Below are 19762 nucleotides of genomic sequence, written 5' to 3' on the forward strand. Positions count from 1 at the left end.
TTTTCGGGCTATATCCACTGCTGGCAAACTACAAATCGCATAGCAACTGTAGTATTATTTTCATATTTTAAGTTCTAATTAGAAGGAACTTCGGAGCCTTTTTCACCTTTTCTACAAGTTACATATTTATCACTTATAACGGAGGGGCTACTTATCAAGAATATGGAACTCTCGTTTTTCCAATAATCCATTTTTGTATAGTTCAGTATAAATCAACGGTCCTCTTTTTCTTGTGTTGATTATTGGTTCCCCCGTTTCTTCATTATATTCCTGCAATAATTTATAACATTTCCATTCGCCATCAGGAAGACCTCCTTTATACTTTGCTTCCAAGTACGTATACGAATCTGTAAATGATGGATATTCTTGTAAGTCCACAAACCGATTTGTTTTAAATTCGATCCATTTTCCTTCTTTATGGTGATTTTTAATTGAGCCCTGTTCTTCATCTGTTTTATATAATCCATTCTGATCATAGTATCTGACAAATGTTCCGTTGCTTAAGAGCTGAAATTGACAAACAGGTTTTTGCCTAAAGGGATTCTCATTAAATTCATAATCCCGCAATGAGATTATAAAATTTTTATCGATATAGAATAGTGTATAGTCTGTGAATCCCATTTCTCCCTCATGATGAAGATAAATTCTTCTTATATCAACCGGCTTCCCATTCTTTACTGAAATTAAATATATTTTTTTTATGAATGGTTCACTATAGCGGACAGCGTTATAAATGGCCAGAAAATGAAGCGAATAATCCCCATAACGGAGGAAATTGGAGGCAAGTTTAATCTGATTATATTCTTTGCCGATATCTTGCTCAAATGGAAAAGAAACATCATATGCTTCGGGTATCGTTACGAGATTGTTTTTGATTGATTGATCAAATTTTAATGCATAGCGATTTCCTAAACCACGGTGATCTTGCATAGCCGACATTACGGAATCGACAGGTAGTTGTTTTGAAATATTTGAATACCCAAATGGAAGCGTTATACAATTCCTTTTATCCGTATTAAAAAAGTTAGATCCTTCAACTGATGCAGGTATATTTAAATTCTTATATCCGGTTTGTGCTTTGCTGTAGTTGGAAACAAGTACAAGCACAAGAAGGATAAAGGTTTTATTAATTTTACTAAACATATACTCTTTAGTTGTTCACATTGATCCTAACATTGCTCCATGAGTTTTCAGGCAAACTGAGCCATCATCTCCTATCTAACCTACCAAGCTATCTCCTTCGCTTTTTTTAATGTTTCTTCGATATTTTCACACAAAATCTTGGGAATAAAATCCTCTCTTGGCATTCCGTTGATATGATACAATCTTTCCGTTGGGAATTGGAATCCAATTTTTGTTTCTGTGAGACGGAAGTTTGAAATTGCGCCTAATAGCCCGGCCATAGGTGTGCCAATAACTGTCGCTCTATCAAGCGCGTCAAAACCTATAGCTATTCCTTCGCCCATACTTCCTGTCCAGTGCCCCACGAGAACATACACATTACCCTTGAAGATTTCCTTACGTGGGCTTACATACTCTACCCAATGTCGTTTTGTGTCATAATCCTTCTCATCAAATTCGTGAATTTGATAAGGTAGAACTTTATTGACAAACCGCCCCATAATGGCCCTCGCAACCGTTGAATTTCCACCGCTAGGGGTTTCAGTTAAATCCAAAATAAGGTTTTTATTAGAAATCAAACTGTCAAGCGCCGTATCAAATTCAGCGATCAAGTTGTTATTTCCCAGTGAATTATTGATTTTGATATAGGCTGTGTTTCCATTTATAATTTTATAATACAACAATTCATTCCGATTGCCATAGCTTACCGGTTCAAATGTTTTACGTTCGCCGTTTTCAACGACAGTAATCACGCGTTTCTTATCATGAGTTCCCGCAAAAAGCATATCTAAAGCATACTGATACATCTTTGGACTGTAATGATCTGTAAATCGAGGTAAGAAACTTTTTAACTGTTCATCGATTGCTTTTCCGTTGAAAAGAGTTACTTGCATACCAATTTTTAACCCAGCTAAATCTGCACCAAAACCTTTTCTTAAGTCTTTTATTAAATATTTGTTTCCATTTTTTTCGACACGTAGGTCGGACCATGATGGAATTATCCTGTTTGATGTATTAAGATTTGTGCTTAACGACGAATGTCCATTGTACAGCTCATTCAACGTATTTTCAAGCAACTGAATAAACTCGTTGTCATTTTTAACTTTTTCTACTTGTGAAGAATAAATTTCTTTGACTTTATTCCAGTCGATATTTTGCCTTTCTAAATAAGCATAATGTTTATTGATATCAGACCAAAACTCATAAAAATCCTTTTGGTATTTGGTTTGGGCGAAAATATTATTCTTTGTTAAAAATAAGAATACTATAGTAAAAATTGCTTTAGTCAATAGGCTTAATTTCATTGTTGTGTTCTTGAAGTGGTATTTCATTGGTCCAACCATAGCAAAAATAATAAAACCGGTGTTAAAATACTGAATCTTTTGAAAGCATTACTTTTTTCGTAATCTCTTTGTATAGATTTATAACTTGGAAAATCCTGGTATTGTGATTCAGCAATTAAGCTGTTAACATCCCATTGGAGTTTTGATAATGATTAATTTGGTAACTTTTTTACCGTTATCTTTAAGACGACATGCGATCCGTAAGAAATAACGGCTTATACCGACTGCTGATGGATATTCAGATGGCGATTTTACTTTAGCCAAAAGTTTAAACCATTCTTCACCACACTGCTCTTTTACTTTTTGTTTCAATTCGTCCATAGATACGCTGGGAAAGGTCCGATGATCCTGATCAGTATATTCTTCACTTAGAAAAAGGCCATTCCCATTTTGTTTTAAAGGCTTCCAGTCTGAGTTAAAATGTTTCCATTCGGTAAGATCACAATGGGGACCTTCATTCATAATAGTTACGCTGGTTTCATAGCGTTGTTCCACCTTCAAGTCACGGACCTGATCACTTAAAATAGAAATATAAGTTCCCTCGATGCTTTCCCCGACTTCTGCTTCGATTTCTACGGTATCACGTTGTAGTCGATCCATCCTTTCTGGATCAAAAATGGCCATACCTTGAATCGAAACGACAAATTCATTGAACTTTATGGATGTTGTTGTCTTAACCTCATTCGTGGTATGCGAGGCGGGGACCGTATCTATCTGCTGCCTGGATATCACTACTTCTCCGTCAATAGGATGTTCTGATTGCTTAACATCCCGTTTTTGTAGGGGTACGCTAGGATTGTTACAAGAGCAAATTGCAGCAACAGTTAGCATGATGATATTTTGTTGTATGTTCATCTCTATACCTTAGTTTGTATTTTCTTTGCTTAACCGGGCAGTGTAGTACGCAAACTGCTTAATATTTTCATTGGCAACTTTTTTAAGCGTATATGCTTTTATGATAATCGTCATGCTATCGATCCATCTGATGTTTTCCACCGCCCAATTGTCCGTTTCAAAACTGTTGTATTCGGAAAGTTTGATCCGGAAAGGAGCCTTTTCTTTGCGGACAGCAAGTACCCCTATAAAGCAACTATTCGCAGCATAGACCTCATTATAATAATAAGCAAGAAAATCTCCGTTTGGAGATGGAATTGGTATTTCAACTGCACCGTCGCCGACTGAAGCAATTGTATGTTGACTACCGTTGATGCTATCGAGTAAAACTAAATCGCTAAAACCTAATGATTCAGCAACATGATTGCTTACGAGAATATGCATTTTCAGTTTGGGAAGATAGCCTTTATACGCCCAACCCTTAAATCCATCACCATAACCGGCTGAAAAACTATATTTCCTGAACTTTAGCTTGCCTTTGCCTGTAGGAATCACAAAGCTTTTCCGTTCAACAGCAGGAGTTTTATTGATAATGTTGGAGCTAAATGCTTTATGATAGTCTTCTGGTGTAGCTGCTTTGATTACTAATTTGGGAAGGCTATCATAGCGATCTCCATAACCTACTGTCAAATTTGGTGTAGATTGACCGTAAACAAGGTTTATCGAAAAAAGAAATATCAATAGCGATTTCATAATTATTTCTGGATTTTAGTAAAAACAGGATTCCATCTAAGATAACCCTCCCTGCGTTGCATGATGAAATAGATCTATTGTTTGTTCAAAAGTGACATCATGAATCGATCATCGTGTAAAAATAGGCCACAAGCCGCAAAAGTTTAAGACCATTTAATATTTGCATGTGGCGATTTATTATTCGCTATTTCTTTAAAGGATGAAGACTTGACGCTGTTGTATTACTATACAACTCTCCTGTTTTATCCCAACATTTGATCCTCTTGAAAACGATGACTTCGACTCATCGTCACTAGTCCAGCAGAGTGGCAACTAACAGTACAATAGTGGGTTTTTCCAAACAATCGCGAATCAAAATGAGTTTACAATGCTGTTTTATTATGGGATTGACAGATTGATCAATTTCGCTTAAAGACGGTATTCCCTTCTTTGATTGTTTCAATTACTTTGATGTCCCGTAATTTTTGGGGATTAATTGTTAATGGATTTTGATCCAAAATAACCAAATCAGCTAGTTTTCCTTTTTTAAGAGACCCTTTATCTTTTTCTTCCTGATACTGATAGGCAGCGTTGATGGTAATTGCTTTGAGCGCGTCCCTGACATCAATACGTTCATCTGGCCCCAACAACATTCCCGAACGTGTCGTCCGATTGACTGCAGCATACACCCCGGTCAATAGATCTGGAGGTGTTACTGGGCTATCATGATGGATGGTAAACAGTATTCCCGCTTTTTTTGCCGACTGAGCTGGACTAATAAACGCCGCACGTTTGGGACCAAAAACACTTTGATAGTGCCAATCTCCCCATAAGTAAACATGGGATGAAAAATAGGAAGGAATAACACCGATATCTTTTATCTTGGCGATATGATCGGGGCGGCTGTTCTGCACATGTATCAAGGTTGCCCTAAGCTCAGGCTTATAAATTCCTTCGGCTTTCAATCTGCCGATCACACGAAGTACCTGATCAATAGCCGCATCGCCATTAACATGTAGTTGTGCCGTAATATGATTTGAAAACACTGTTTTTAAATCATTGTAGAGGGTCTGGTCCGAAAAGATTGGAAAGCCTTTGTAATCTGCCGGTTGACCTTCTGGTGGAACCAGGTATGGTTCTGTCAACCAAGCTGTCTTCCCCTGAGGCGAACCATCATCCGAAAATTTAAATCCACCAAATTTCAAACGCTTTTCGTATTTCATGTAATTGGGTTTAAAGGATTTCCATTCGGCTTTGTTTGCTTCAAAATCCGGAAAATAAACCACATCTGCCTTTAGAAGATTTTTCGAAGCTGCTTCCTTCAACAGGCCAACCCCCACTCCCATCGAACGTCCGTCACAGATTGTTGTCTGCCCATAACTAAGCCATTCGTCTTGCGCTTTGACAAAATCTTTTAGGGATTGAGATAGCTCATTTTTGGCCTGTTGAGGCTTGGGAATCATATTCGTCAACTTCACCAGTGCGGCAAAAGAGGCATTTTCTTCTAGTTTGCCGTTTAGTCGATTATCGGGGCTTCGGCCGTAATGTCCCCCCTCCGGGTCTTTTACATTTTCGGCAATACCTAATAACTTCAACATCGCACTATTGGCAACACTTGCATGACCAGAAGCATGAATGACAATAATAGGATTTGTCGTACTGATCGCATCCAATTCCTGACGAGTCGGATGGCGATGCTCACGCATGATAGCATCATCGTAACCATTTCCTAATACAGGAACAGACGCGCCTAATTTTGTTCGCTTAATAACTGATAATATAGTCTTTTGAAGATCTGGTATTGAATTAACGGTACCATATGGACTGGGCGATAAATCTATTGCCTGTTCCATTCCTGCTCTTGAAGTGATATGGCCATGGGCATCAATAAAGCCAGGCAGTAAAGTTTTTCCCTTTAAATCGATCTGTTTCGTGTTTTCCCCTACATAGGGGGCCGCTTCTTTCCGGCTACCGACGAAAAGAATTTTCCCGCCTTTTACTACTAACGCATCTACCTGGGGAAAATCATCTTCCATCATAATAATATTTCCACCAAAATAGAACGTATCCCCTTTTTGCTGACTGCTCTTACAGCTTAAAATAAAAAAGGGTAAAAGGAAAAATAGATATTTTGTAATAATTGCCATGTGAGAGGTTAACTGTACTGATGAATAACAACAGAAAACAGTTAATTGTTTCGCAGCTCTTTGCTGGGTAACAGCCGGTAGAAGAAATGCGCATCTAGATGCGCATTTTCGATTAAAGCAGAATCGGTAACAGTTGATCTAGACTTTCTACCTGCAGGAAATTGCTTGGTTTAACGTCATCACAAGCTTGCTCATGTGTCCAAGTCACATGGTAAGGGACATGTATTGCCTGTCCCCCCAATGCCAAAACAGGCAGAACATCGGAGTTGATTGAATTTCCGATCATGATAAAATTTTCAGCGGGGCATTCAATTTTTCTTAATAATTTTGAGTAATCGTCATTTTTCTTGTTACTCATAATTTCCACATGATGGAAGTACTTTTGGAGACCCGAATTTTTCAGCTTTCTTTCCTGATCCAAAAGGTCGCCTTTTGTGGCTACGATTAGCTTATAATGTGCACTCAGCCTTACCAACGTATCTTCAACACCTTCCAATAATTCAATCGGCATCTTTAATAAATCTTGTCCAATCGCTATGATTTTGTTTATTGTCTTCAGCGATAACTGTCCTGCCGAAATACGGCTGGCAGTCTCTATCATACAAAGAATAAAGCCTTTCACACCATACCCATAGAGGGACAGGTTATTCATTTCTGTTTCAAATAATTCTTTTGATACTGCATGCTGTGGAAGATAATTTTCTAACAGCGCACAAAAATCATGTTCTGCTTTTTGAAAATATGGTTCGTTTACCCATAATGTATCATCTGCATCGAATGCGATGACTTTAATGGCAGTTTTATTGATAATCATTCTAATTTTAATTCAATTTAAGTAGTTTACTTGATCTTGATGCCATTATATTGTTCCCATAACCCGGTCAAGTTTAGGTCTGAATCATATACGGCATTAAAAGCAAACAGTTTTCCCTTAGCCACATAATCATAAATATAAAGATCGGTTAAAGGGGTCGGAATAGATTCCAGTTCGTCTGCAGCGATCCATTCGAGGTCACCCTCATTACAATAGGGGGCCTCTACATATTCGATATCGGATACATATACATAGCTGATCCAATTGTAATTGATCGGTGATGTTTCGGTTAACATGCCACAAAATTGTTTTGACGTGATATGGATCCCTGTTTCTTCCATGACTTCACGAACTACCTCATCATCCGGGTTTTCAAATGGGTCTAATTTCCCACCAACGGGAACATACATATCTTTATTGGGTTCTTTAAGGCGCTTTAACAATAGAAACTTATCTTTATTTCTTAATATACATAGTGTGGCTACACGCTTCAAACCTGTCACTTCAGTGCTCATTTCTTTTCTGTTTGTAACAAAAATAGAAAATGTTGCGAGAGTCTTCAAGTATTTTAGCGAATTCATTCAGTCTATCTCTCCTCAGTAAGGACTTGCATATCTATTGCATCGGCATAAGTCACCTTGGCGATCACTTTTCCATGAAGCGGACCCCATAATCTTTACGCACTCACTCTCATGGGGTACCGAAATTTATTTTTGAGGGAAAGCCCATTATCCAATGAACGATCGGCATAATGGGCTATATCCATAGAATTAAACATTAAATTATGCGGGTCTTAAATGATAGGCTTTAGGCTGAACAAATGCTCGTATACCTTGAGCCGATAAGGTCGAACCTAAGCCAGAATTTCGTCTTCCGGACCAAGGCACATTAGGGCTTACCCTATCACAGCAGTTCCAATATACCGTTCCTGTATCCATTTTGCTAAGGATATTCATTGCTCTATCCTGATCGGACGAAAACACCGCTGCAGTAAGGCCATAGGTCGTATCCTGCATCAACGTAATTGCCTCTTCGTCTGAAGTTACCTTTTGTATACCTATCAACGGACCAAAAGTCTCTTCACGCATAAGTAGCATGTTGTGATTACAGTGCTCAAATACTGTGGGAGCATAATAATATCCCTTACCTTCTAATACATGTCCGCCCAACCGTAGTGTTGCTCCCTTTTCAAGGGCATCTTTCACTTGATCTTCAAGGACGTCCAGCTGAGCAGCCCTCGTTAAAGGACCGATAAATGTGTCTCCAGCGCATGGATCGCCAACCTGATAGGAAGCTACCTCCTCAATAAATGCCTCGACAAACTCATCGTATATCTGTTCTGAAACATAGATACGTTCAACAGCACAACAGCTCTGCCCATTGTTGTAGAAAGCGCCCTCAGCTGCCGACACTGCCGCCTGTTTTATATCTTTCACATCTTCTGTTACGTATAGTGGATCCTTTCCGCCTAGCTCAAGCTGGACTGGAACTAATTTATGCGCTACGGCCCTAGCAATATGTACTCCAGTTTTATAGGATCCAGTAAAGAAATAGCCATCCAATGGCAATGATAAGATATGCTCGCCAATCCTCCCATCTCCAACAACACAGTGAAATACATCATCAGGTATACCGGCTTCATAAAGGTATTTTGCAAACTGCAATCCGGTCAGCGTAGCAAATTCAGAAGGTTTATAGAGCACGGCATTGCCCGCAACCAAGGCGTACAGAAAAATATTAAAGCCCACATTATAAGGGAAATTCCATGCAGAAATATTGGCAATGACACCAAGTGGTTCATAGCGAATATGTTCTAGTGTAGCCCCCTCATTTACAATAATTTCTTCTGAAAGCCATCTTTCAGCATTTTTTCGAAGATGCTCAATACGGTTTTGTGCTCCGTTAATTTCATTAAGCGATTGTGTGATGGGTTTGCCCGTCTCCTTGGTAAGGATCTCCGCAAGTTCCTGTTTATTCGCCAAGATCAGCTCCCCAAATTGTATGATGCACGCCAAACGATCCCTCAAAGGAACGTTGGCCCATTTTTGCTGTCCCTGTCTTAGTAAGGAGAGTGTATTTTCCAATTCAACTGTTGTGGTTGAAGGCAACGTTGCTACTACAGCACCGGTTGCAGGATTTCTAATTTCTATGTTGTCTTGCATGTTCGATAAAAACATTAAGAATTAAATTTTCATCTAAAAGTATTCCCTTCTGTGTTTGGGAAAATTCGGGATGCCATTGTACACCCATCACTTTCCCGGCCGCTTCTTTGGTATAACCAAATGCTTCGATAAATCCGTCTTCCGAGCGCGCAAAGACTTCGAGATCACGGCCAAGATCTTTAATAGCCTGATGATGTACAGTGTTGACCAATGGATTGGCAACATGGCCATATAGTCTGTCGAAAAGTGTTCCTGGTTCTATATGTACGGGATGATTGATGGTGTCGTATAGACTTGCTGAACGATGTACAGCCGACTGAGGAAGCTGACTACCGATATCCTGATACATTGTGCCTCCAAAATAGACGTTCATTAACTGAAATCCCCGACAGATACCTAAGACTGGCTTATGATTTCTGATGGCATAATCCAATATCTTTAGCTCATATTGATCCCGATAAGGGTCTCCTTTCCAGGGTCCGATAGGCTCTTCTCCATAATGCTGGGGTGCTATATCGCTTCCACCTTGAAGAACTATGCCATCCATCTGGTGTAAGATGTCCGCTAATAATGATTCTTCAAGATCCGGCAATAATATAGGAAGAACGCCTTTTTTAGTTATCCATCGAACCATATCATTTTCCATATAGCTCAGTGATTTGTGTCCAAAGACCGTCCTCTCGGGGTCTGGATAAAAAAAACACGCACTAATACCGATTTTTAACATATTATTTTCCTTCGTAAGCGGTTTCATAAATTGCAAGAAAATCTGCTTTGCTAACGGGCTTGGGGTTTGATGGGTGACAGAAATCTGCAAACGCCAGTTCTGATAACGGTTGCAGATGTTCCTTTTGCACGCCTATCGCAGATAATTGTGTAGGCAGTCCCAAACGTACATTGAGGTCAAACAGATAGTCTACAACCCTGTCTCCAGCATGACTACCGAGCCCTAAAGCCATGGCCATCTTATCGAAACGATCTTCAAAACCGACATAATTAAACTGCATTCCATAAGGAAGATTCACCGCGTTGGCCAGTCCATGATGGGTATCAAGGAGCGAGGACAGCGGATGCGCTAAACTATGAACGACTCCTAATCCCTTCTGAAAAGCAACAGCTCCCATCAATGATGCCAAAAGCATTTTGGAGCGGGATGGCAAGTCTGATTCTTTCGTAGCACACTCAATAGACGTCGCCACCATGGCCATTCCTTCAAGCGCTATACCATCACACATCGGATGATACCCTTTGGCCAAATAGGCTTCCATATTGTGGGTAAGTGCGTCCATTCCCGTTGCTGCCGTAATAAACGGTGGCAGATCCATTGTAAGCAAAGGATCGGCAAATACAATTTTTGCCATCAATCTGGGACTAAACAGAATTCGTTTTTTCTTGGTTTCATCTTCTGAAATAATAGCACTACGCCCCACCTCACTCCCAGTCCCGGCGGTCGTAGGTACAGTAATCAATGGTGGTATCTCGTTGGTCACATAGATATCGCCACCGATCAGATCGTCGTAATCAAATAAATCACGATGATGATTTGCGCGCAAGGCAATTGCCCGTGCTACGTCGAGTGCTGCTCCACCGCCAACGCCAATAATTGAATCTCTATTTTGCCCTCTAAAGACATCTCCTCCCAAGAGGACATCAGATTTTACTGGATTTTTATGCAAATCATGAAAGACAATAACGTCGATCCCTTTGTTCGTCAGCTTTTGTTGGACTCCCTTAAAAAATGGTAGTTGGGCGATAGTCGGATCCGTTACCAGTAAAGGGCGATTAAGTCCATTGGTCAATAAATAGTCTGGTAGCTCGTCGATCACTCCAGCACCGAAACGGATCGGTGTCGGAAAATTAAAACCGTAAATTTTTGCTGTATCCATTGTTCAGTTAAATAATTTCAAAATATCTTTTTGTTTCCCAATCTGTGACCTGCTCAGAAAATTGTCGCCATTCCCATAACCGTGATTTACAAAAATGATCGACAAACTTTTGGCCAAATAGCTCGGAGGCTATTTGCGATTGCGCCATTCGAGCGGTCGCATCGTGGAGGTTTCTTGGTAACACGCCGTGTTGCAGATCTTTATAACCATTACCGCTAGTATGTCGATTATCCAATGGCAATTTATACTTGATGCCATACAACCCGCTAGCCAAACATGCTGCTACTGCCAAATAAGGGTTCACATCTGAACCGACAACACGGTGTTCAATGCGTGTGGCTTTGGGACCACCGTCGATGACGCGGAGTGCTGTGGTACGATTATCTATGCCCCAAGTCAGGGTTGTCGGTGCCCATGCTCCTTCAGTCAGCCTTTTATAACTGTTAACAGTGGGCGCCAATAACGGTAGAATATCAGGTAAACAATACAATTGCCCCGCAAGAAAATGCTTCATCAACTGGCTCATTCCGAGTTCATCTTCTTTATCATAAAAGAGGTTGTTCTGTTTGTTGAGATCCCAAAGACTTTGATGCACATGGCCGCTGCAGCCTGGTAAGTCCTTGGTCTGTTTCGCCATAAAACTCGCCGTGATATTATGTTTTTTTCCGATGTCCTTAACCGCAGATTTAAAGAGCGTAGCCCTATCCGCAGCTTCAAGAGCATCACTACATTGGATCGCAGCTTCCAGAACACCTGGCCCGGTCTCCGTATGTAGCCCCTCAAGAGGTACACCGAATCTTTCGAGCATAGCCAAAAGATCCTGAAAAAATCCGTAATTGTCAGACATCCGTAAGATGGAATAACCAAACATACCAGATGTTATCGGTGTCATATCTCTAAAACTATTTTGGGGAGCGGCATTATCGGCTTTCACGAAATTAAACCATTCAAATTCCTGTGAAAAAATTGGTTTAAATCCGGCAGTCTCCGCCTGTGCAATTATGTTTTTAAGGAGTGATCTTGGGCACACATTTTGGTCGCGAGAAAGCGGAGATTCAAAATCAGCTAGAAAAAAGGGAATATCTTCTTGCCAGGGAATCTGTCGAAATGTATTTCCATCAATACGCGCCGGGAAATCGCCGTATCCTGTATGCCAGCCTGTAATTTCCACATTGTCATAAACCTGATCGTTAACATCCCATCCAAACACCACCGAGCAAAACCCAAATTCATTGTCCAGTGCAGAGATAAACTTATCCCGATGCATAAATTTCCCACGGAGCACCCCGTCTATATCAGCGACGGCAACTTTAACGTGCGTACTTGTGCTTGCTGTTAATTTGGCAATAATTTCATTTTTAGTTATCATAATTTGATGGTTTTGTCCTTGTCAAGGAAGATTAGGAAATAGAGGTATGATAAGATGACAAGCCCAAAGAATAATAGAGCTGTCAAGGGGTTATAATATATCATTGCAATGAGACACACGACAGCAATAATAAATGCAATTGCCGGAAACAGCGGATACAATGGAACTTTGAATGGGCGTTCCAAATCGGGTTCCTTTTTTCGCAAGGCAAAAAATGACCACATGGATATTATATAAAGACAGATTGCCCCAAAACATGCGATGGTAATAATACCTGCGGTCTTTCCGGTCAATAATGCTATGATGCCAATAGCCATATTGATTAAGAGTGCATTGGCCGGAGTCTTAAATCGTTGATGTACTTTTCCAAGAATCGACGGTGCATACCCCACTCTCCCAAATTCGAAGGTAGCTCTGCCACCAGCGAGAATGATACCATGAAATGAGGCTATAAGACCCAAAAGACCAACGCCTATAAGTAGTTTATAGAGAATATGGCGATTGTCAATGACATGTGCAATGGCAAGTGGCAATGGTGAATCGGAGGGTTCAGTGCTTCCGACAGGATAAACAACAGCCTCCCAGCCGCCGACACCCACCGCCGACAAAAATGTAATGATACAAAGCACAACTAAAGTTACGATGGCCGATCCAAAGCCGATTAATACATTTTTCTGTGGATTGATCGTTTCCTCAGCAACATTCGCTACACCTTCAATAGCGAGAAAAAACCAGATGGCAAACGGAATAGCTGCAAAAATACCCGAGAAGCCATTGGGCAATGCGTTGTGCTCAAGGTTGGAAAATTCGAAAGCCGGAAATGTAACACCGGCAAATATTAGTAATTCGATAACCGCAAGAACAGTTACGACCAATTCAAATGATGCAGCGAGCTTTACGCCCAGTATATTCATTGAAGTGAAAATCACATAGGCCCCAATGGCAAAAATAAGATAGTCAACCGAAGGATGCAATAAATGTAGATAAGCACCTATAGCAGCAGCAATGGCAGGCGGAGCAAAAACAAACTCGATATTTTGTGCAATACCGGCGACAAATCCCAAATGCTTGCCCAATCCTCGATTGGCATATTCAAAGGCTCCGCCAGCCTTAGGGATCGCACACGCCATCTCTGTATAGCTGAAAGTAAATGTAAGGTACATGATAATAACGAACACTGTAGCAATGGCCAATCCCAATGTGCCGCCTTCTGCCAAACCGAGATTCCATCCAAAATACATTCCCGAGATAACATAGCCTACACCCAATCCCCATAACATAACCGGACCAAGGACTTTTTTTAATTGAGGCTCACTCATAATTTTATTTAGGTTGGTAAATTGATAGTAATTAATTAATTTAAATTTACTACATATAGTTTAAATGATAGTATTATATATCTGTAATTATGGCTATTTTAGTAAAATAATATGGTTGTATTTTATTTACTAGTGTTTACGATCTAACTACAGTCATAGATATAGTTTTTTTAGATTTAATTTACTACGATAATGAAATTGGATGAGAAAGACCTCATGCTTCTGGACCTTTTGCAACAGGATGCGAACATAAGTAACAAGGAAATAGCTGACCGTGTTAATTTATCCATGACTCCCGTTTACGAACGTATTAAGAAGTTAATGGCAACCTCCGTTCTCAAACAGAAAGTCTTTCTGCTGGACAGAAGAAAACTTGATCTTAATCTAATGGTCCTTGTATCCATTAGTATGGAAAAACATTCCAATGAAAGTGCCTTGTTATTTATGGAGGAGATACAAAAATTTCCAGAAGTAGTCGAGTGTTTCCACGTAACGGGTGCATTTGACTATCAAATAAAGGTGATGGTTAGGGATGTTGATCACTATCATGAATTCAATTTTAATAAACTGGCAACAATCAAGGGAATCAGACATATGGAAAGTTATTTTGTCATGAAAGAAATCGTGAATACAACCCGTCTCCCAATCTTTCTTTGATAATTAGTTTAGCATATTTTAGCTTTACTATGCTGCGCTGACGACTCTCCTAATTTAATTTCCCGGAATTGATGGATTTCATTGGTATGGCACCTACACTTAGGCAATGGTTCATACTTGCAGAACCATGCCTTCTATTTGTATCGTGTTGTTTATAAGAGCACAATATTCTCAAGCGATACGCCTACTCCCTTAAGAGCTGCGTAGGTTAATTTGTCCATTGAGGCCCCGTCAAAATCGATTGTTTTAATACTCTTATAATATTTATTGGTAAGCGCAAACGTGGGCCGAAAGGAAACATTTCTAAGAATAACCCCTCTAAATGAACTGTTTGCTAGGTCTGCATTATCGAATTTTACGTCGACAAATACTTGCCCATCAAAGCTTATGCCTTTCATATCACAGGACTTAAAGCAAACACCATTGAACTCACAGTGTTCAAAAATGGTTTTTCTGAGATCCGACGCCGTAAATTTGACATCTGTCAGCTTTATACTATTAAATCTAGCATTGTTCAACTCCGACGCATAAAATTCTGTACGTGCGAGAACGGTCTTGTTGAAATTTGCGTTCGTCATATTACTAGCAGAAAATGTACAGTCCGTAAGGTTCGACGAATCAAAATTAGCATCGCGGATATCACTTCCTTTAAAAATGCTTGCCGTGAAATCTGCTGTACTGAAGTCTGTGCCACGCAGCTCACTTCCGAGAAATTTTCTCTTTGGCGCATTTACGCCAGAAAAATCAGTTTCGGCTAGCGTGTTACCGCTAAAATCTGTCAGTAGCGGCTTTTGTCCCGTATCAGAAAATTTTGCCTCTTCCAGAGAATTTCCTTTCGTGTCATCTAAAGTGCCAATGACCACCTTTTGACTTGCTACGCTATCTCCTAATTTCGAATTTTCGGCGAAGTAGTTTAGATCGACTGCGAATATTTCCGCAAGTCTATGTAGTGTTAAAAAGTCTGGTAAAGACTCTCCCCGCTCCCATTTTCCAACTGCTTGGGGGCTGACGAATAAAAGTTCAGCAAGCTGTGCTTGCGACATATTTCGCTCTTTCCGCACTTTGGCAATATTATTACCTAATGTTTTGTTATCCATAATTATTGTTTATTGATGATGTTCAACTTTACAAATATATTGAGGCTAATCTGTAATTATCGCGAAAAGGGAAATACCTCTAGTTGTAATTATGCTACTTATCGTTGTATTCGAACAGCTTCGGGTTGTTATTCCTAGAGTATTGTCCTATACTGTTATTGAAACTATATTTTAAGTAAAACTTCTCAAAGACGGGCCTTTCTTTATAATAATGCCATCTCATATTTTAGATCGTGGGTTATGAGAAAGACAAACTTTAACTAATTTAGGAAGATCTACCACCATGAATACCGCCAAGCTAGTTTAAATATTTCTAGAAATTTGATCTATATTTATATACCTAAAATTTACATATGTTAGAGAATTTTGAGTTTTACCTTTTTTTAGTCCTACTAATTACGATGTTGATCATGCTGGCGAGAAAAATTCAGGTTGCATACCCTGTTTTACTCGTATTAGCGGGACTTGTAATAAGTTTTATCCCGGGAGTTCCCCCTATAAAGATAGAACCCGAATTGATATTCATTATTTTTTTACCGCCGCTCCTCTACGAGGCAGCTTGGTCAACTTCCTGGAAAGAACTCTGGCGATGGCGCCGGATTATCTTCAGCTTTGCCTTTGTTGTGGTCTTTTTTACAGCATTGTCCGTTGCCGTTTTTGCCAACTATTTTATCCCGGGATTCTCCTTAGCTCTCGGTTTTCTATTGGGTGGAATAGTTTCCCCTCCTGATGCGGTTAGTGCCGGTGCAATTTTAAAATTCGTGAAGGTACCCAAAAGGCTGGCGTCCATATTGGAAGGTGAAAGTTTGTTGAATGATGCTTCCTCACTAATAATTTTTCGCTTTGCAATGATTGCTGCTGCTACTGGGCAGTATGTATGGTACCAAGCGGCCGGGAGCTTTATTTGGATGTGTATTGGCGGAGTGGGAATCGGACTTACAATTGCCTATGTTTTTCTGAAAATGCATAAACTTTTACCAACCGATTCCAATACAGACATATTGCTAACTTTTATTGCACCTTTCTCGATGTATTTGATCGCAGAACAACTTCATGCTTCTGGGGTTCTTGCGGTTGTCAGTGGCGGCTTATTTCTCTCGTATCGTAGTCACGATTTTTTGAGCAGTGCATCTCGAATCCGGACAGTAACCGTATGGGAAAGCTTTTGCTTTCTGCTGAATGGCATTGTCTTTATGCTTATCGGATTAGATTTACCGGAAATTGTATCTGGATTGGGTGATACCAATATCTCCACTGCTATTGGCTATGGCGTCGCCGTTACAATAGTCCTTATTCTTGTACGAATTTTTGCAGGGTATGCTGCAGTAATTACGACCTTGATCATGAGAAATTTTATAACGGTTGCAGACGCTCAATCGCCCGGTTGGCAAACGCCAATGATTATCGGATGGACTGGAATGCGTGGCGTCGTTTCTTTGGCAGCAGCGCTATCTATCCCATTAACTTTGGCCGACGGAACTCCTTTTCCTCAAAGGAATCTCATTCTTTTCATCACATTTGTTGTGATTCTGTTAACCTTACTTGTTCAAGGGTTGACCCTCCCTTTTATCTTGAGGAAAATCAAATTAGTAGATAGAGATTTTGTAAGAAGTGAAAAGGAGATCGATTATGAAATTCAGAATAGATTGGCTCAAGTCGCCGTTGACAAGATTCGTAATGATTACGCGGACAAAGTTGAAAGTTTTCCGACCTTAAAGGATCAACTACAGAAGTATGAAAATCAATTGCGGAGCTCCGAGATTATCATTAATTATGCCGAATACCGTAAAATCTATATCGATATCCTTGAAACACAGCGAATTTGGCTTATCAATAAAAACCGCGAAGAACTTTTATTGGACGAAGAGATCATCCGCAAACACCTTCGTTTGTTAGATCTTCAGGAAGAAAGGTTGAATATGAGAAGCTAATTTATCCCTAGCTCAGCCTACTGCCGTACATTAATGATCGACAATGCAGATTGAATTGTCGATCATAAATAACTAATTTATTAGTCTTCATCCAAATAAATGTCGTGAACAACAAAACGAATAGATTTGCTAAACACCAACATATCCGCTACATCTTCAGAATCTATGGCATAGAGTGTTTCTACCCCACCTTCATCCAAAAGTTCGGAATCTGGTATAAGTTCAAAAAAAGTGATTCCTTCAACAATGGATAATTCTTCTACTTTAACATATGATACATCCTGGCTCTTCCAAAGTGAGAGAATTTCTTTGGAAAACAATCGATAATTATTAGCTTGATTTGACATGCTCGCAAATTAACAAAAATATGGCTCATTATATTTGTGTTATAACGTTTCTAAAATCTTACTTACTCTTTCGTTTTTAGGATTAATTTCGCGAACTTTTTGATAGTTCTTCTTGGCACTATCTATTTGTCCAGATTTCAGGTAGGCTTCCGCTAAACTATCATAAACATTTTCACTTTTAGGATATAGCACCGTATTCACCTTAAATATGTCAATAGCTTGGTTTATTTTATGCTGATTGAGCAATTCATAACCTGCACCGTTCAGGAAACCTTCTGAAAGCAACTCATCGTCACTATCCTGTTCTTTTGCTTTTTGAAAAGCTTTTAATCCATCCTTGAAATTTGCTTCTAAAATAAGCTCTAGTGGAGTCCGGTCATTTGCATTGACTTTCGGATTTTTGGAATAAATCTTTTTATCACGCAAAACCTGTACAAGCTCATATTGACCGCTTTCGGTATCCTTTGAAAATACTACGTTCACGTTTCGATCTCGCATAACAAAAGTATTTGCCGACACTTTAACCAACTCTACAGGCTTGTCTAGATTTTGGACTGACATAAGCTTGCCACTCTGACTATAGACCCTTATAACACCGTATTTGCCAGATCGATAACGTCCACTATTGACATTCAGTTCTTGAGAACTGAGCGGCAAAATTTTATTTATTGGGGCCAGGTAATTGGGCCATTGATAGGTTAATGCAACCGCTCGGACAAGTTCGTTGATAAATTCAGGTTTGTTTGTATTTGTAAGAATAACTACGCCATCACCGCTTGTTTTATTTCCAACAAAATAGGAGCTAAAGCCTTCGTTCCATCCACCATGGCAAAAATAAGATGAACCGTCGTAATCTTCCAGAAAGACACCTAATCCTATAATAGGTTCAATATAGGGGCTTGTGAATTCTTCGGCCATCTTCTTGGAAATAATAGTACTACTTTTGCCATTTAAGGTCCGTTGAATATAGATCACGAATCTAGCGTAATCTTCTGCTGTTGACCACAAGCCAGCAGCCGCCTGCTCTGGGTAGACATGATATCTTCCTTCGACTTTTTTACCATCTACAGTATAAGCCGTCGCCGCAAATTGTTTTTTCAACTCAGGAAGAGGCTGGGCAAAAGTGCTATTTTTCATACCCAAAGGTGAGAGTACCTTTTCTTCCATTATGCTACTATAATCTTTCCCTTCAATATCAACGAGCATCTGTTGAAGTACGGTATAGCCACCGCCTGAATACCGAAAATTTAAGCCAGGAAGTTTATCAACATACACCATAGGTGTATTAGCAGGCTTTAGACCACTCAGTACTTCTACCGCTGTAGGAATTGGGTCTGTTGTCCGATAGCCCGGGAACCCACTTACGGTAAGTCCGGCAGTGTGGCTAATGATATTTTTGAGTGTAACAGTTTTCGCTCTGGTCCAATTATTTTCGGGTATTTTCCAGGATTTCAGGTATAAATTCACATCGGCATTGGATGCCAACTTGCCAAGCTCCACTTCCTTCAATGCAGCGTATGCACTTACGGGCTTGCTCATGGACGCCACCTGAAATAAGGTGTTTGACCTAACTGGTGTTTTCGAATCGAGATCGGCAAAACCATACGTTTTGCTCCATAATATTTCAGCGTTTTTTATCACGGCGATGCTTACACCTGGAACCTGATAAAATTCCATGCGCGATTTAATATTCCAGGCCGGCTCACCCTCAAAACGAACAGGCGGTATGAGACTGGATTCGACATGAGAAATCTCCTTTATTTTTTGAGGGGTCGTTTGAGCAAATGCGGTTGACACTAGTATCGCAAAAATTCCAGTAATTGGTGAAGCTTTCATTTTATTTATGATCGTTTAAATGGTGATACGAAGCGCCTCTCCTATCTCTTGCTGGCTTCTTTGTAATTCTTCATTGACAGCTGATGCCAATTTTATTGCCAAAACCATAAGTCACTGTAAAACAATGCTATGAAATAGTATTCCAAAATAAATTGATCGTATTCGG

Annotated in this window: 17 protein-coding genes; 2 read left to right on the top strand and 15 right to left on the bottom strand. The window is 39.8% G+C overall.

The window, feature by feature from the left end; genetic code table 11:
- Positions 1 to 147 precede the first annotated feature (147 nt).
- From B4Z47_RS06015 to eat, 12 genes are all read right to left on the bottom strand, one after another.
- Positions 148 to 1143, bottom strand: coding sequence for a hypothetical protein (locus B4Z47_RS06015; RefSeq protein ID WP_070564098.1), 996 nt, complete (start codon positions 1141 to 1143; stop codon positions 148 to 150).
- Between the two features lie 80 nt (positions 1144 to 1223).
- Positions 1224 to 2426, bottom strand: a complete 1203-nt coding sequence (locus tag B4Z47_RS06020) for a S41 family peptidase (RefSeq protein ID WP_115049571.1) — start codon at positions 2424 to 2426, stop codon at positions 1224 to 1226.
- Between the two features lie 162 nt (positions 2427 to 2588).
- Positions 2589 to 3320, bottom strand: coding sequence for a hypothetical protein (locus tag B4Z47_RS06025; RefSeq protein ID WP_236560199.1), 732 nt, complete (start codon positions 3318 to 3320; stop codon positions 2589 to 2591).
- A 9-nt stretch (positions 3321 to 3329) separates the two neighbouring features.
- Positions 3330 to 4052 (bottom strand): hypothetical protein, encoded by a 723-nt coding sequence (locus tag B4Z47_RS06030; RefSeq protein ID WP_083295859.1) that lies wholly within the window; start codon positions 4050 to 4052, stop codon positions 3330 to 3332.
- A 398-nt stretch (positions 4053 to 4450) separates the two neighbouring features.
- Positions 4451 to 6178 carry an amidohydrolase gene (locus B4Z47_RS06035; RefSeq protein WP_286727032.1) on the bottom strand — a complete coding sequence of 576 codons (1728 nt, stop codon included), beginning with the start codon at positions 6176 to 6178 and terminating at the stop codon, positions 4451 to 4453.
- A 112-nt stretch (positions 6179 to 6290) separates the two neighbouring features.
- Positions 6291 to 6992: an HAD family hydrolase gene (locus B4Z47_RS06040; protein ID WP_115048702.1), complete on the bottom strand. Its 702-nt coding sequence runs from the start codon at positions 6990 to 6992 to the stop codon at positions 6291 to 6293.
- Positions 6993 to 7018: 26 nt separating this feature from the next.
- Entirely contained in the window at positions 7019 to 7507 is a 489-nt protein-coding gene (locus B4Z47_RS06045) for an NUDIX hydrolase (protein WP_070564092.1), read from the bottom strand.
- Positions 7508 to 7774: 267 nt separating this feature from the next.
- Positions 7775 to 9154 carry an aldehyde dehydrogenase family protein gene (locus tag B4Z47_RS06050; protein WP_236560200.1) on the bottom strand — a complete coding sequence of 460 codons (1380 nt, stop codon included), beginning with the start codon at positions 9152 to 9154 and terminating at the stop codon, positions 7775 to 7777.
- The gene (locus tag B4Z47_RS06055) at positions 9132 to 9908 is read right to left on the bottom strand and encodes a gamma-glutamyl-gamma-aminobutyrate hydrolase family protein (protein WP_201303532.1); all 777 of its coding nucleotides are present in this window, start codon (positions 9906 to 9908) and stop codon (positions 9132 to 9134) included. The genes B4Z47_RS06050 and B4Z47_RS06055 overlap by 23 nt, the downstream gene beginning before the upstream one ends.
- Entirely contained in the window at positions 9883 to 11040 is a 1158-nt protein-coding gene (locus B4Z47_RS06060) for an iron-containing alcohol dehydrogenase (RefSeq protein WP_070564090.1), read from the bottom strand. The genes B4Z47_RS06055 and B4Z47_RS06060 overlap by 26 nt, the downstream gene beginning before the upstream one ends.
- 7 nt (positions 11041 to 11047) lie before the next feature.
- The gene (locus B4Z47_RS06065; protein ID WP_115048704.1) at positions 11048 to 12409 is read right to left on the bottom strand and encodes a glutamine synthetase family protein; all 1362 of its coding nucleotides are present in this window, start codon (positions 12407 to 12409) and stop codon (positions 11048 to 11050) included.
- On the bottom strand, positions 12406 to 13728 hold the full coding sequence (gene eat, locus B4Z47_RS06070; protein WP_115048706.1) for an ethanolamine permease: 1323 nt from the start codon (positions 13726 to 13728) through the stop codon (positions 12406 to 12408). The genes B4Z47_RS06065 and eat overlap by 4 nt, the downstream gene beginning before the upstream one ends.
- Positions 13729 to 13920: 192 nt before the next feature.
- Between eat and B4Z47_RS06075 the strand changes: the two genes are divergently transcribed.
- Complete coding sequence (locus B4Z47_RS06075) at positions 13921 to 14385, top strand: Lrp/AsnC family transcriptional regulator (RefSeq protein WP_070564088.1); 465 nt, start codon at positions 13921 to 13923, stop codon at positions 14383 to 14385.
- A gap of 152 nt (positions 14386 to 14537) precedes the next feature.
- Here B4Z47_RS06075 and B4Z47_RS06080 read toward each other — a convergent pair whose 3' ends face one another.
- The gene (locus tag B4Z47_RS06080) at positions 14538 to 15482 is read right to left on the bottom strand and encodes a pentapeptide repeat-containing protein (protein ID WP_112374120.1); all 945 of its coding nucleotides are present in this window, start codon (positions 15480 to 15482) and stop codon (positions 14538 to 14540) included.
- Between the two features lie 353 nt (positions 15483 to 15835).
- Between B4Z47_RS06080 and B4Z47_RS06085 the strand changes: the two genes are divergently transcribed.
- Positions 15836 to 17413: a Na+/H+ antiporter gene (locus B4Z47_RS06085; protein WP_115048708.1), complete on the top strand. Its 1578-nt coding sequence runs from the start codon at positions 15836 to 15838 to the stop codon at positions 17411 to 17413.
- 80 nt (positions 17414 to 17493) lie between these two features.
- Here B4Z47_RS06085 and B4Z47_RS06090 read toward each other — a convergent pair whose 3' ends face one another.
- Both B4Z47_RS06090 and B4Z47_RS06095 read right to left on the bottom strand, forming a co-directional pair.
- Positions 17494 to 17760 carry a hypothetical protein gene (locus tag B4Z47_RS06090; RefSeq protein WP_046673356.1) on the bottom strand — a complete coding sequence of 89 codons (267 nt, stop codon included), beginning with the start codon at positions 17758 to 17760 and terminating at the stop codon, positions 17494 to 17496.
- 39 nt (positions 17761 to 17799) lie between these two features.
- Positions 17800 to 19596 (bottom strand): serine hydrolase, encoded by a 1797-nt coding sequence (locus B4Z47_RS06095; RefSeq protein WP_115048710.1) that lies wholly within the window; start codon positions 19594 to 19596, stop codon positions 17800 to 17802.
- Positions 19597 to 19762: the final 166 nt, after the last annotated feature.

The sequence above is a fragment of the Sphingobacterium sp. UBA2610 genome, assembly GCF_002339225.1.
Lineage (GTDB): Bacteria > Bacteroidota > Bacteroidia > Sphingobacteriales > Sphingobacteriaceae > Sphingobacterium > Sphingobacterium multivorum.